The organism is Streptomyces sp. NPDC059850 (genome assembly GCF_042731515.1).
Lineage (GTDB): Bacteria > Actinomycetota > Actinomycetes > Streptomycetales > Streptomycetaceae > Streptomyces.
Map to the genome: position 1 here is coordinate 216,537 of NZ_JBHWJI010000001.1, position 13,360 is coordinate 229,896.

The 13,360-nt window shown below is 72.0% G+C and carries 12 protein-coding genes; 8 read left to right on the forward strand and 4 right to left on the reverse strand.

The annotated features are described in order from the left end of the window. The first annotated feature begins 11 nt into the window (after positions 1 to 11). The 5 genes from ACFV9T_RS01100 (at position 12) to ACFV9T_RS01120 (ending at position 7,397) form a co-directional block, all read left to right on the forward strand. Positions 12 to 1,055 carry a LacI family DNA-binding transcriptional regulator gene (locus ACFV9T_RS01100; RefSeq protein WP_385435977.1) on the forward strand — a complete coding sequence of 348 codons (1,044 nt, stop codon included), beginning with the start codon at positions 12 to 14 and terminating at the stop codon, positions 1,053 to 1,055. A gap of 812 nt (positions 1,056 to 1,867) precedes the next feature. Beyond that, positions 1,868 to 3,178, forward strand: a complete 1,311-nt coding sequence (locus ACFV9T_RS01105) for an ABC transporter substrate-binding protein (RefSeq protein ID WP_385435978.1) — start codon at positions 1,868 to 1,870, stop codon at positions 3,176 to 3,178. Continuing rightward, positions 3,178 to 4,092, forward strand: coding sequence for a carbohydrate ABC transporter permease (locus tag ACFV9T_RS01110; RefSeq protein WP_385435979.1), 915 nt, complete (start codon positions 3,178 to 3,180; stop codon positions 4,090 to 4,092). Before ACFV9T_RS01105 ends, ACFV9T_RS01110 begins: the two co-directional genes overlap by 1 nt. Next, positions 4,089 to 4,997 (forward strand): carbohydrate ABC transporter permease, encoded by a 909-nt coding sequence (locus tag ACFV9T_RS01115; protein ID WP_385435980.1) that lies wholly within the window; start codon positions 4,089 to 4,091, stop codon positions 4,995 to 4,997. Before ACFV9T_RS01110 ends, ACFV9T_RS01115 begins: the two co-directional genes overlap by 4 nt. A 42-nt stretch (positions 4,998 to 5,039) precedes the next feature. Continuing rightward, a complete protein-coding gene (locus ACFV9T_RS01120; RefSeq protein ID WP_385435981.1) occupies positions 5,040 to 7,397 on the forward strand; it encodes a beta-glucosidase in 2,358 nt (785 codons plus the stop codon). A gap of 62 nt (positions 7,398 to 7,459) precedes the next feature. Here ACFV9T_RS01120 and ACFV9T_RS01125 read toward each other — a convergent pair whose 3' ends face one another. Beyond that, a complete protein-coding gene (locus ACFV9T_RS01125) occupies positions 7,460 to 9,463 on the reverse strand; it encodes a hypothetical protein (RefSeq protein WP_385435982.1) in 2,004 nt (667 codons plus the stop codon). Positions 9,464 to 9,606: 143 nt separating this feature from the next. On the opposite strand from ACFV9T_RS01125, the gene ACFV9T_RS01130 reads away from it, so the two are divergent. Continuing rightward, positions 9,607 to 10,536 carry an oxidoreductase gene (locus ACFV9T_RS01130; protein ID WP_385435983.1) on the forward strand — a complete coding sequence of 310 codons (930 nt, stop codon included), beginning with the start codon at positions 9,607 to 9,609 and terminating at the stop codon, positions 10,534 to 10,536. Here ACFV9T_RS01130 and ACFV9T_RS01135 read toward each other — a convergent pair. From ACFV9T_RS01135 to ACFV9T_RS01145, 3 genes are all read right to left on the reverse strand, one after another. Beyond that, positions 10,529 to 10,909, reverse strand: coding sequence for a hypothetical protein (locus ACFV9T_RS01135; protein ID WP_385435984.1), 381 nt, complete (start codon positions 10,907 to 10,909; stop codon positions 10,529 to 10,531). The genes ACFV9T_RS01130 and ACFV9T_RS01135 overlap by 8 nt on opposite strands. A gap of 69 nt (positions 10,910 to 10,978) precedes the next feature. Next, on the reverse strand, positions 10,979 to 11,110 hold the full coding sequence (locus ACFV9T_RS01140) for a hypothetical protein (protein ID WP_385435985.1): 132 nt from the start codon (positions 11,108 to 11,110) through the stop codon (positions 10,979 to 10,981). Between the two features lie 125 nt (positions 11,111 to 11,235). Further along, positions 11,236 to 11,541 (reverse strand): hypothetical protein, encoded by a 306-nt coding sequence (locus ACFV9T_RS01145; protein ID WP_385435986.1) that lies wholly within the window; start codon positions 11,539 to 11,541, stop codon positions 11,236 to 11,238. Positions 11,542 to 11,741: 200 nt separating this feature from the next. Between ACFV9T_RS01145 and ACFV9T_RS01150 the strand changes: the two genes are divergently transcribed. Next, positions 11,742 to 12,494, forward strand: coding sequence for a DUF6879 family protein (locus ACFV9T_RS01150; RefSeq protein WP_385435987.1), 753 nt, complete (start codon positions 11,742 to 11,744; stop codon positions 12,492 to 12,494). A 12-nt stretch (positions 12,495 to 12,506) separates the two neighbouring features. After that, complete coding sequence (locus ACFV9T_RS01155) at positions 12,507 to 13,355, forward strand: helix-turn-helix domain-containing protein (protein WP_385435988.1); 849 nt, start codon at positions 12,507 to 12,509, stop codon at positions 13,353 to 13,355. The last annotated feature ends 5 nt before the right edge of the window (positions 13,356 to 13,360 follow it).

Below are 13,360 nucleotides of genomic sequence, written 5' to 3' on the forward strand. Positions count from 1 at the left end.
AGGAGGCGGAAATGGCTACGGAGAGCGCGGGCCCCGACGGCGGCACCAGGCCCAAGGTGACGATCACCGCCATCGCCCAGGAGGCCGGAGTGTCCGTACCCACGGTCTCGCGGGTCGTCAACGGACGGTCGGACGTCTCCCCCGAGACCCGGGCCCGGGTCGAGGACCTGCTACGCCTCCATGGCTACCGCCGCCGCCAGACCGCCCCCGGCGACCGCGCCGCCCTCGTCGACCTGGTCTTCAACGACCTCGACAGCCCCTGGGCCGTGGAGATCATCCGTGGTGTGGAGGAGATCGCGCACCAGGACGGGGTCGGTACGGTCGTCTCCGCCATCCACGGGCGGGCGGGCTCGGCCCGGCAGTGGATGAAGAACCTGCGGGCCCGCGCCTCGGACGGGGTGATCCTGGTGACGTCCGTCCTGGAGCCGGTGGTCCACGCCGAGCTGCGGCGGCTGAACGTCCCCATCGTGGTCGTCGACCCGGCCGGTTCCCCCGCCCTCGACGCCCCCACGGTCGGGGCCACCAACTGGGCGGGCGGCATGGCCGCCACCGAACACCTGCTGAGCCTGGGCCACCGGCGGATCGGTCTCATCGCCGGGCCGCCCCGGCTGCTGTGCAGCCGGGCGCGGCTGGACGGACACCGGGCGGCCCTGGAGGCGGCGGGGGTTCCGTTCGATCAAGCTCTCGTCGCACAGGGGGACTTCTACCACGAATCCGGTTTCCACGGCTGCGACCAGCTGATGGCCTCCCCCACCCCGCCCACCGCCGTCTTCGCCTCCAGCGACCAGATGGCCCTGGGCGCCATCGAGGCCCTGCGGCGGCGGGGGCTGCGGGTGCCGGAGGATGTGAGCGTGGTCGGCTTCGACGACCTCCCCGAGGTCCGCTGGTCGGCCCCGCCCCTGACGACGGTCCGCCAGCCCCTGGCCGACATGGGCAAGCTGGCGGCCCGCACGGTGCTGCGGCAGGCGCGCGGCGAGGAGATCGACTCCCCTCGCGTGGAGCTGGCCACGCAACTGGTGGTCCGCGCCAGCACCGCTCCCCCGACCAAGGCGTAATCCCCCACCCCGCCCCTTCCCTCAGTATCGACATGCGGCTCCGCCGCGTGGCGGGCTCCGCCCCGGCCCCCGGTCCTCAATCGCCGGACGGGCTGGCTTCCCACGGCCCCCCGGCGACCCCCAGGACCGGTCGGGAGAAGCGCACCCCCAACTCGGCCTGGCAAACCAGCCCCAGCAGGAGCCCGAGGCATCCCCCCGGCAAGGCGCCGAGACCCCAGCCCCGCCACACCCCGGGTGCCCAGCCCCCAGCGGGGGCCAGGGGCGGAGCCCAGCGAGGCTTGGGGTCGTGGGCCCAGCACGGGCCCAAGTCGGAGCCCGGCAAGGCTCGGGGCGCAGGCCCAGCAGGGGCCCGGGGCGGAGCCCAGCGGCGTTCGGGGCGTGAGCCCGGCTGGGGGGCCGTGCCCCCAGGGCGGGGCCCGAGGGCGCAGCCCCGGTGAGGGCCGGGGCGGAGCCCCAGCGAGGTTCGGGACGTGGGCCCAGCGAGGCTCGGGGCGCGGGCCCCTGGGGGACCCGGGCGTGGGGTCCGGGGCGGAGCCCGCCACGCGGCGGAGCCGCATGTCGATGCTGCGGGAAGGGGCGGGGCGGGGGACAAAGCCGGGGCAGCGGCCCGGGGCGGAGCCCAGCGGCGTTCGGGGCGTGGGCCCGGGGGCGCAGCCCCGGTGGGGGTTCGGGGGCGGAGCCTCCGTTCGGGAAGGGGCGGGGCGGGGGAACAAAACCGGTGGCTGTCGGGGACCTTGACACCGCATCAGGGCCCCCATACCGTCCACGCAACCGCTTCCGAGAATTATCGGGCTACTTCCGGAAGGCACGCGATGCGCATACCTCGGTCAAGGTCATCTCTCCGTGCGACGGGCCTCGCGGCGGCAGCCGCGCTCGCCATCGGGGGAACGCTCAGCGGCTGCGGGAGCAGTGGGCCCGGGGGGTCAGGGGAGGGGGAGGTCAGCGTCTGGGTCTACCAGGACCCCTCGACCAAGGTGCAGCGCGACGTCGTCGCACGCTTCAACAAGACCTCGAAGGTGAAGGTCAAGCTCACCCAGGTGCCCGGCGACGGGTATTCGGACAAGCTGCGCACCTCGATGGGCACGCCCAACGCCCCCGACGTGTTCTTCAACTGGGGCGGCGGCAGCATCAGCGAGTTCGTCGAGAAGGACATGCTGCTCGACCTCGGTCCCGCGATGGAGAAGGACCCGTCGCTGCGGAAGGGGTTCATCCCCTCGATCCTCGACGCGGGCGCGATCAACGGAAAGCATTACGGCGTCCCCATGCGCGGCATGCAGCCGGTGATCCTCTTCTACAACAAGGACGTGTTCAAGGAGGCGGGGGCCCAGCCCCCGAAGTCCTGGAACGACATCATCAAGCTCATCGGCACCTTCAAGGGCAAGGGCGTCACCCCCTTCGTCGTCGCCGGTACCGACCCATGGACCGAGATGATGTGGGTGGAGTACCTGGTGGACCGCTACGGCGGGGCCGGGGTCTTCAAGAAGATCCAGAGCGAGGGCAACGCCGCCTGGGACGACCCCGCGGTGCTGAAGACGGCGCAGACGATCAAGGACCTGGTGGACCGCGGCGCGTTCGGCAAGAACTACAAGTCGGTCAACTACACGGCGGACGGCGCGTCCACGTACTTCGCCAAGGGCAAGGCCGCGATGCACCTCATGGGCAGCTGGGAGTACGCCAACCAGAAGGCCAACCAGCCCGAGTTCGCCAAGTCGGGCCTCGGCTGGACCACCTTCCCGGCCGTCCCCGGCGGCACCGGCGACCCCAAGAACGTCGTCGGCAACCCGACCAACTACTGGTCGATCAGCGGAAAGCTGAAGGGCAAGAAGCAGCAGGCGGCGATCGACTTCGTGAAGTTCGCGGCCAAACAGGACTACGCCAAGGCGCTGATCGCCAACGGCGACGTCCCCACCACCTCCGACGCGTCCTCGCTGCTGAACGGCCACGAGAACCCCACGTATGCGAAGTTCCAGTACGACATGGTGCGCGAGGCACCGGACTTCACGCTCTCCTGGGACCAGGCGCTGCCCGCCAAGTACACGCCGCCCCTGCACACCAACATCCAGAAGCTGTTCAACGGACAGCTCAGCCCGACCGCGTTCGTCGATGCCCTGAAGGGCATGTGATGGCGAAGGCCGCCACCGAACCCAAGGCCGGGAACAAGGGCGTCGGGCGGCCGAGCGCCGCCTGGGCCCTGCCCGGCGCCCTGTTCTTCGTCTTCTTCGCCGTCGCCCCCATGATCCTCGTCGGCGCGCTGGCCTTCACCGACTGGGACGGCATCGGCACCCCGCAGTGGACCGGTGTCAGCAACTGGACCCGGCTGTGGGACGACCCCGACACCCACCAGGCCATCCGCCTCAGCCTCGTCCTCACCGTACTGACCTGGCTGGTCCAGACCCCGCTGGCGCTGCTGCTCGGGGTCTGGGCGGCCGGGCGGCAGCGCAACCGGGCCGTGCTGTCGGCGATCTTCTTCCTGCCGCTGCTGGGGTCGTCCGTCGCGCTCGCGCTGGTCTGGAAGTCGCTGCTGGACCCGAACTTCGGCCTGATCGCCGACATCGGCCCGGCCCTCGGCTTCGCGGACGGCGATCTGCTGGGCAGTTCCACGGGCGCGTTCGGCGCGATCCTCTTCGTCACCGCGTGGCAGTTCATCCCGCTGCACACGCTGATCTACCAGGGCGGTGCCCGCGCCGTCCCGCGCTCGCTCTACGACGCGGCGGCGATCGACGGCGCCGGCGCCGTACGCCAGTTCTTCTCGATCACCCTCCCGCAGCTGCGGAACACCATCGTCACCTCGTCGGTGATCATGGTGGTGGGCGCGCTGACCTTCTTCGACACCGTCCTGATCCTCACCAAGGGCGGCCCCGGCACGGACACCACGATCCTGCCGTACCTGATGTACAGCAACGGCTTCAAGGCGTTCGACCTCGGCTACGCCAGCGCCCTCGCGACCATCCTGGTGATCGTCGCCACCACCGTCTCCCTGCTGCTGGTACGGCTCACCGGCTTCGCCGCGATGCGCAGCACGCGGGAGGGAATGTGAGCGACGTGCTCTCGGAACGTCCCACAGACGGCGTCCATGCGCCGAAGAGGACTCCGGCGGCGGTTCACCCCCGCCCCCGCCGCCGGGGTCTGCCCCGCTGGAACTACGCCGCCGGGCTCGGCTCGCTCATCTGGCTGGGCATCGTCGGCCTGCCGCTGTACGTGCTGGTCGCGGCCACCTTCCAGAGCCGCGACGGCTATATCGACGACGGCCCGCTGGCGCTGCCCGACCGCCCCACCTTCGCCAACTACCGGCGGGTGCTGGACTCCGGCTTCCCCCAGTACCTTCTGAACACCGCGCTGGTCACGGCCGTCTGCGCGGCGCTCGTGATCGTGCTGTCGGTGACCGTCGGCTACAGCGTCGTCCGCACCCGCAGCCGCGCCTCCCGCCGGATCTTCCAGATCTTCCTGCTCGGGCTCGCGATCCCCTCCCAAGCGGTGATCATCCCGATCTATCTGGTCATCACCAAGCTGCAGCTGTACGACACGCTCCTCGCCGTCATCCTGCCGACGGCCGCGTTCTCCCTCCCCGTCAGCGTGCTGATCCTGGTCGGCACGATGCGCGACATCGACGAGGAGCTGTACGAGTCGATGGCGCTGGACGGCGCGAGCCCGACCCGGGTGCTGCTCCAGCTGGTCGTACCGCTGTCCCGGTCCGGGATCTCCACGGTCGGGGTGATGTCCGCGCTGCACGCCTGGAACGGGTTCCTCTTCCCGCTGATCCTCACCCAGTCCAAGAGCAACCGGCTGCTGACGCTGGGCCTGTACGACTACGTCGGCGAGTTCCGGGTGGACACCCCGGCGCTGCTCACCGCGGTCGTGCTGTCCATCCTCCCGATCTTCCTCGTGTATCTGTTCGCGCGGCGCCAGCTGATCAACGGTCTGATGGGCATGGGCGGCAAGTAAGCCGCACATCCCGGTACGACGCCGCTCACCACAAGGAGCTTCATGCCTCACTCCTGGCAGGACACCTCCCTCCCCGCCGAGGACCGCGCGGACGACCTGCTCGCCCGTATGACGCTGGAGGAGAAGCTCGCCCAGCTGTACAGCGTGTGGCCGGGTTCGGAGAGCGAGGAGGGCGAGGACGTCGCCCCGCTCCAGCACGAGGTGGCGGAGGACGTGGACCTCGACGGCCTCCTCCCGCACGGCCTCGGCCAGCTGACCCGCCCCTTCGGCACCGCCCCCGTCGACCCCGCCGAGGGCGCCGCCGCGCTCGCCCGCACCCAGGCCCGTATCGCCGCCGCGAACCGCTTCGGGATCCCGGCGCTCGTCCACGAGGAGTGCCTGACCGGGTTCACCGCCTGGCGCGCCACCGTCTTCCCGACGCCGCTCGCCTGGGGCGCCTCGTTCGACCCGGCCCTGGTGGAGCGGGCCGCCGGGCAGATCGGCGGCTCGATGCGGTCGGTCGGCGTCCACCAGGGGCTCTCGCCCGTACTGGACGTGGTGCGGGACGCGCGCTGGGGGCGTACGGAGGAGTCGATCGGCGAGGACCCGTACCTGGTGGCGACGGTGGGCACCGCGTACGTACGCGGCCTCGAATCCGCCGGGATCATCGCCACGCTCAAGCACTTCGCGGGCTACTCGGCCTCGCGGGGCGGCCGTAACCACGCGCCGGTCTCGATCGGCCCGCGCGAGCTGGCGGAGATGATCCTGCCGCCGTTCGAGATGGCGCTGCGGGACGGCGGGGCCCGCTCCGTGATGCACTCCTACAACGACCTCGACGGCGTCCCCTCCGCCGCCAACCCGTGGCTGCTGACCGAACTGCTGCGGGAGCGGTGGGGCTTCACCGGCACCGTCGTCGCCGACTACTTCGGCGTCTCCTTCCTGGAGCTGGCCCACCGCGTCGCCGACTCCCCCGGGCGCGCCGCCGCCCTGGCGCTGGCGGCGGGCGTGGACGTCGAACTCCCCGCCGTCCGCTGCTACGGCACCCCGCTGCGGGACGCCGTACGGGCCGGGGAGGTGCCGGAGCGGCTGGTCGACCGGGCGCTGCGCCGGGTGCTCACCCAGAAGTGTGAACTGGGGCTGCTGGACCCGGACTGGTCGCCGCAGGCTCCGGAGCGCGTCGACCTCGACCCGCCCGCGATGCGGGCCGTCGCGCGGCAGCTGGCCGAGGAGTCCGTGGTGCTGCTCGCCAACGACGGCGATGTGCTGCCGCTGGCGCCCGACGCTCGCGTCGCCGTCGTCGGACCGCTCGCCGACGACCCGGCCGCCATGCTCGGCTGCTACACGTTCCCCCGCCACGTCGGCATCGAACACCCCGATCTGCCCATGGGCGTCGACGTGCCGACGCTGCTCGCCGCGCTCCGTGCCGAGCTGCCCGGCGCCCGGATCAGCCACGCCGAGGGGTGCGCCGCTCCCGGCCCGGCGCCCGCCGCGCAGGCCGGACCGGGTTCGGGGGGCGCCGCGGCGCTCACCGCCGAGAGCCGCCTGGCGCAGGCGGCGCGGATGGCGGCGGACGCCGAGGTGTGCGTGGCCGTGCTCGGCGACCGCTCCGGGCTCTTCGGGCGCGGCACCTCGGGCGAGGGGTGCGACGCCGCCGACCTCGAACTCCCCGGCGATCAGGGCGCGTTGCTGGACACGCTGCTGGCCACCGGGACGCCCGTGGTGCTGGTGCTGCTCACCGGCCGCCCGTACGCCCTCGGCCGCTGGTCGGGGCTGCTGGCCGCCGCCGTGCAGGCGTTCTTCCCCGGCGAGGAGGGCGGTCCTGCGGTGGCCGGGGTGCTGGGCGGGCGGGTCGGCCCGTCCGGGCGGCTGCCGGTGAGCGTGCCGTACGCGCCCGGCGGCCAGCCGTGGACGTATCCGCAGCCCCCGCTCGGCCGCCTCGGCGAGGCCAGCACCGTCGACCCGACCCCGCTGTTCCCCTTCGGCCACGGGCTGACGTACACCTCGTTCGCCTGGGAGCGGCCGGAGGCGGACGCCGCCGAGGTGCCGACGGACGGCGAGACGACGGTACGGCTGACCGTGCGCAACACGGGCGAGCGGGCCGGGACCGAGGTCGTGCAGCTGTATCTGCACGACCCGGTGGCCCGCACCGCCCGCCCGGTGGCGCGGCTGGTCGGCTACACCCGGGTGCCGCTCGGGCCGGGCGAGTCGGCCGAGGTGCACTTCACCTTTCACGCCGACCTCGCCTCGTACCCGGCGGACCAGGACGGCACCCGGATCGTCGAACCGGGCGCGCTGGAGCTGCGGTTGGCGTCCTCCAGCGCCGACGCCGACGTACGCCACACCGTGCCGCTGACGCTGACCGGGCCGGAGCGCCGGGTGGACCACCGGCGGCGGCTGGTGTGCGAGGCGCGCGTGAAGTAACCGGCGGGCCCGCGTGAAGGAACCGGTCGGCCCGCGTGAAGCAACCGGTGGGCCCGTGGGTGTCAGCGCGGGCCCTCCCCCGCCTCCACCCGCGCCCAGCCTTCCGCGAACAGCTCGGGCAGCGTGCGGGTGGGCAGCGGAAGCGGGTCCTCCACGCGTCCGTCGTAGCCCAGCCGCAGACCGTGGAGGTCCGCCTTCCACACCTCGATCGGCTGGTAGAACTTCTTGGGCGCGGGCGCCCAGCCGCCGGGCAGGAACACCTGGCGCCCGGCCCGGGCCCGCTTGTCCGCGACCGCGAGCCCCCGGTCGACCAGCGCGGCGGCGGCCTCCTGGTGCCGGGCGGCCGTCCATCCGTTCCAGACGCGGACGCCACGGTCGGTCGGCCGGGGCAGGACCAGCAGCTGCAGATAGAGGACCGCCGGGTCCTGGTCGAGCCCCAGCTTCCCGGCGACCGACGCCACCACGCCGGGCGCCGAGGCCGCCGGATCGCTCTCGTACGCCCCGGCGGGCAGCGCCCCGGAGACGATCCGGTCCACGATGCGGGCGCAGACCGGGCCGCGCAGCCACTCCACGGCCTCCAGCTCACGGCGGCCGACCCCGGGCGCGGACGCCGTCGACAGCCGCTTGGAGCGCTCGTCGTCCCCGTAGAACGCCGGGCGGAAGTAGAGGCGGGTGTTGTCCCGGTAGCCACGGCGGTCGATCATGCCCTCGGCGCCGATCGTGAGCCCGTCGTCCACCGTGGCGACGTCCAGCCGCTCCGGTCCGGCGTACGGGCTCCCGCCGAACACCTCGCGCAGCTCCGCGATCGGTTCGTCGGTCTGGTGGCGGAAGTAGCCCGCGTCCAGCAGCAGTCCGGGGTGGTTGAGCCGGTCCTTCATGAGGCCGACGAATCCGGGCACCCCGTCCCGGACCGGGTCCCCGGCGGGCAGCTCGGCGCAGGCCCAGGGAAGGTCGCTGACGGCGCCGCTCAGCAGCTCCCTGAACCGCACGATGTCGTACCGCTCGTCGGCCGCCGTGCATCCGTAGTCGGTCCTGCGGATCCAGGTGTCCAGGTCGGCGCGGAGCGTGGGCTCCCCGGCGGGGTCGGTGAACGCGGCGCAGAAGCGGCCCGCCGACAGCGGGAACGTCCCCCGCTCCACGACCGCGCTCAGCGTCCGCTCCGGGACGACGGTCCGCCGCCCGTACCGCTGCCGCCAGGCCTCGGCGATCCGCTCGGCCACCGGGCCCATCCCGCCCGGCTCCCACAGCTCGGCGGGGTCCTCCGGCAGGACGCCCGCCAGCAGCTCCAGCCGCTCCGCCGCGCCGATCCCCGCCAACTCGCTGTTCGCGTCCTCGGCTTCGGCCGTCTTCAGCCGCAGCGTCGCCCGCTCGTCGGCGTCGAGGGCCGGGCGGTAACTCAGGCTGACCATCCCGGCCAGCGCGAGCGACGCCGCCGCCCGGCCCAGCCCCGTACCGTCCCTGAGCAGGTCCACCGCCGCCCGGTCCCACGGCACGGGCCCCCGCTCCCGCACCAGCGCCACCAGCCGCCGCAGCTGCTCCGCGCTGCCCCAGCCGCGCGGCACCTCGGTGACCTCCGCGATCTCCCCGAGGCCCGGCGGCTCCGCGCCCCCGGTGCGCAGATCGACGAACCGGCGCCGCCGGTCCCGGTCCCACCCGACGCTGACGGCCGCCCCGCGCTCGTCACGCACCGCCGCCCGCTCGGTGACCACGATCCCGGTCCGCAGCCGGGCCGCCGGATCGGCGAACGGCGTCTCCGCCCACATCTCCAGCAGCGCCAGCTGCCGCTGCCGCCGCCCGTCCCGCGTGGGCGCGACGGCCGCCCGCAGCGCGACGGCCCCGATCCGCCCGATGAACCGCGCCCAGGACCCCTCACCGGCCTTCCCGGGCCCCTCCCCTGTCTCTGTCTCTGTCTCCGCCGGATCCCACGCGCCCCGCAGATACGCCCCGGTCCGCTCGATGCCGCCGAGCGCCCCGGGCCCCCAGTACCCCGTGCCGTCGATGAGCCCCGCCAGCGCGTGCACCAGCCAGCGGTCGTCCAGAGCGGCCCACGCGCGCGCGTCCGTCATCGACCCTCCCCCGTTCGATCGCGTCATGGGGAGATCCTCGCTCATGGGTACGACAACGGGGTTCTGGTGCACTGGGGGCGGCCATGGCATGTTCGTTCCCGGCAGCACCGACCACCACTGGGGTACCGCGAAGGAGCGCGTTGATGAAGGGCTGGACCGCGAGCGACATCCCCGACCAGACCGGCCGCACCGCCGTGGTGACCGGCGCCAACAGCGGCCTCGGCTACGCCACCGCCGTCGAACTGGCCCGGCACGGCGCCCAGGTGGTGCTGGCCTGCCGGGACGCGGGGCGCGGCAAGGACGCCGAGGAGCGCGTCCGGGCCGAGGTACCGGGCGCGGCGGTCCGATTGGCGCCGCTGGACCTGGCCGACCTGGCGTCCGTACGGGCCTTCGCCGCCGATCTCCCGGGCGACCGGCTCGATCTGCTGATCAACAACGCGGGCGTCATGGCCATCCCCTACCGCAGGACCGCAGACGGCTTCGAGACACAGTTCGGCGTCAACCACCTCGGCCACTTCGCGCTCACCGGACTGCTGCTCCCGAAACTGCTGGCGGCCGGGCCGGGCGCCCGGGTGGTCACCGTGTCCAGCTTCATGCACCTGCTGGGCACGGTCGATCCGGCCGACCTCAACATGCAGCGCAGATACCGCCGTTGGGCCGCGTACGCGCGCTCCAAGAGCGCCAACCTCCTCTTCACCCACGAGCTGGCCCACCGCCTGCGCACCGCGAACGCCCCCTTGGTGGCGGCCGCCGCCCACCCCGGTTACGCCGCCACCAACCTCATGTCCGTCGCACCGAGGATGCGGGGCCGCCGGGCCACCGAACGCTTCATGGGCATCGGCAACCGCTACTTCGCCCAGCCCCCGGAGCGCGGCGCCCTCCCCACCCTCTACGCGGCCACCGCCCCCGACGTCCACCAGGACGACTACTTCGGCCCACCCCTCCAAGGCCTCCGCCCCGGCTCCCCCACCCACGCGACCCGCGCCAAGTGGACCCTCAGCGACAAGGCATCCCGCCAGCTGTGGGCAGCTTCGGAACAACTGACGGGCGTGCGGTTCGCCGGGCTCACGTAAGCCGCTGCGGGCAGGGGATCTCGGGCCGCATCCGGTGCGGCCCGCAGGCGACCAGACAGACGGACAGAAACCGCCGCCCCGTCAGATACCACCCCCCGACGACATCCTCCCCGGCCTCCACGGCGCCGACCGCGCGAGCCGCCGCGCCCGTGACCGCTCCGTGCGCGTGTGCCTGACTTTCGAACCAGTCGACCGCGTCCGTGGGGTCGGTCCAGGTGCCCTGGATGAACGACGGCGGCTTCAGCAGCCAGTGGGCCACTTCCAGCGGAACGACCTTGCTGGACGTGAAGTCAGGGTGGATGGGCCGCCGGGGCCCGTCCTTCGACAGCTCATGGCCGGAGCCGAGCCAGGTATAGCCGTGGTGATGGTGCACATGCGCCGCCTTAGCTGACCGCGCGGGCAGCCCCGGCACGCCGACCGGGACTGCCCGCGCCTACCGGAGTTACTGACGGCCGCAGCCGTCACCGCCACCGCAGCCGCCGCCCGAAGGGGGTGACGGCGCGTCGGTGTCGGGCATGGTGTCGCCGTCGTCCGGGTCCTGCCGTAAGACGGTCTTGTGTCCTGCCAGCCGCATCGGGATGATTCCCTCCTGTGCTGTCGGCGCGTGGGCTCTCCGCACGCCGTCGTGCACGTGCACCCGTTCCGGCTGGGCTCGACCTGCCAGGGCTCCGGTCCAGTCGGTACGGGGGTCTGCGCCGTCTACGGCGAGGTGGCCTTCTTCGTCTGCTCCTCCAGCGCGGCGCGCATCAGGACCTCGGCGAGCCGGTTCGCGCTGTCGAGCGGAATGCGACCGAGGGCCACCAACGGATAGCCGGACACGGTGAGTTCGCCGCGCAGGGTGGGCCAGTACAGCTCCCCGCCCTTGACGCCGTGCGGCACGTCAGGGGTGAAGCCGAGCCGCCCCAATACCTGGCGCAGCAATTCGGCCACGGCCTGGGCCTCGGCCCTGGGCGTCGCGCGCTCATCGGCACCCATCGCCTCGATGTCCTGTTCGCGGATTCTCATCGGTCACCTCTCCCGCCGTTTCTGCGTGAACGGGACGTTAGGGACAAGGGGTCAGGGAGCGCGGGCGATGTTCTCGAATGTTCTCGCCTACCGGCGGGATGTTCTTGATTGATCTCACGTAGGGTCATGGAAGGCATACCGAGCGCGCACACAGGTGCGGCATGCTCGTGGCGTCCAGATCAACCAGGGAGGACGTGATCATGGCGCGACGACTGCGCTTCAACGGCACGGACAGCAAGAGCGGTTCGTGCCCTGCCGTTCACGAGGACCTTGACACTGGTGAAATCATCGTCCAGGGAACACCGCTCACCGATCTCGAGGACATCGCCCAGCTTCAGCACCTGGGCACTGGGGACACAGCGGTGATCGTCCCGCGCGAACTGCTCGTCAACCACGGCCCCAAGGAGATCGACCGCGTGCCCAAACTGATCGACTCGGAAGAGTTCAGGAAGCTCTTCGAGACCTTCGAGCACTCGGCCTGGCACCTTGAGACGCGACACGGCTACGCGTCCGACCGCGAGGACGACTCCTATGTGGCTTTCGTCGAGACAGGCATCGCCACATGGGACCTCGATAGCGAGTGGTGCACGAACATGCGGCGCCAGACGTCACAGGGCAAGCACGTCGGCCGGGTCCGCGTCGTCGACGACCCGCCGACCACTGGACAGCTCTTCCTGCTCGACTACGCGAAATGCAACGCCGCCACAGGTGAGGACGTACGCAATCTCTGGCGCGGCGAGGCCGACCGACTGCGACTGCCCGCCGAGGACTTCTGGATCTTCGACTCCCGGCTCGTCGCTCTCCTCAACTTCGATGACGACGACACACTGCTCAATGTCGAGGTGATCACGGAACCCGCAGAGGTCCTGCGGTACTGCCAGGTGCGTGACGCGGCAATGCATCGCGCCATCCCGTACGACCAGTTCGCGGCAGAGGTGGCCGCGAACAGCTAGCGAGCGGTATCGGTGAGCACTGACTTTCAGCAGGCACGGGTGGCCCTAGGAGCGCGGCTTCGGGAGCTGCGTGCGTCATGTCCTGGAGGTCGACTCACCGGTACACAACTGGCCGAGCGGCTGGGCTGGCCGCACTCCAAGATCTACAAGCTGGAGAACGGGCGCCAGACCGCGACGGCGGACGACCTGCGCGCCTGGGCGACCGCGACCGATCAGCCGGAGGCCGCGCAGGAGCTGCAGTCCCGGCTGACCGGCCTTGAGTCCCAGATCCGGTCGTGGCGCCGCCAACTGGCCGCAGGACACAAGCCCGTGCAGGACACGATCAACGCCGAGCACCAGCGCTCCACCACACTGCGCGGCTGGGAAAATTGTCTCGTGGTGGGCCTGCTCCAGACGCCCGACTACGCACGGGCCGTCTTCACTCAGAACGCCGACCTGCACAAGTCGCCACGCGACACCGAGGCCGCGGTACGCGGTCGGCTACAGCGCCAGCAAGGACTGTACGACTCGCGCAAGCGGTACCACATGATCATGTGGGAAGGAGCGCTCCGCGCTCGCGTCTGCCCGCCGTCCGTGCTCGCCGCCCAGCTCGACCGGCTGATGAGCGTCATCGGACTGGACACGGTCGAGCTGGGCATCGTGCCGTTCACGGCAGCCCTGAAGATCCAGCCCGCCAATGGATTCTGGATTCACGATGAGCGGCTAGTCCTCGTTGAGGACTGGCACGCCGAACTCTGGATCAACGACGCCGACAGCATCGCCCTCTACCTCCGCGCCTGGAACGCCCTCCGCGAATCCGCCGTCTTCGGCGCCGACGCCCACCGCCTCATCCACGAGGCCCGGCGGGCGCTGATCGGGTAATGTGG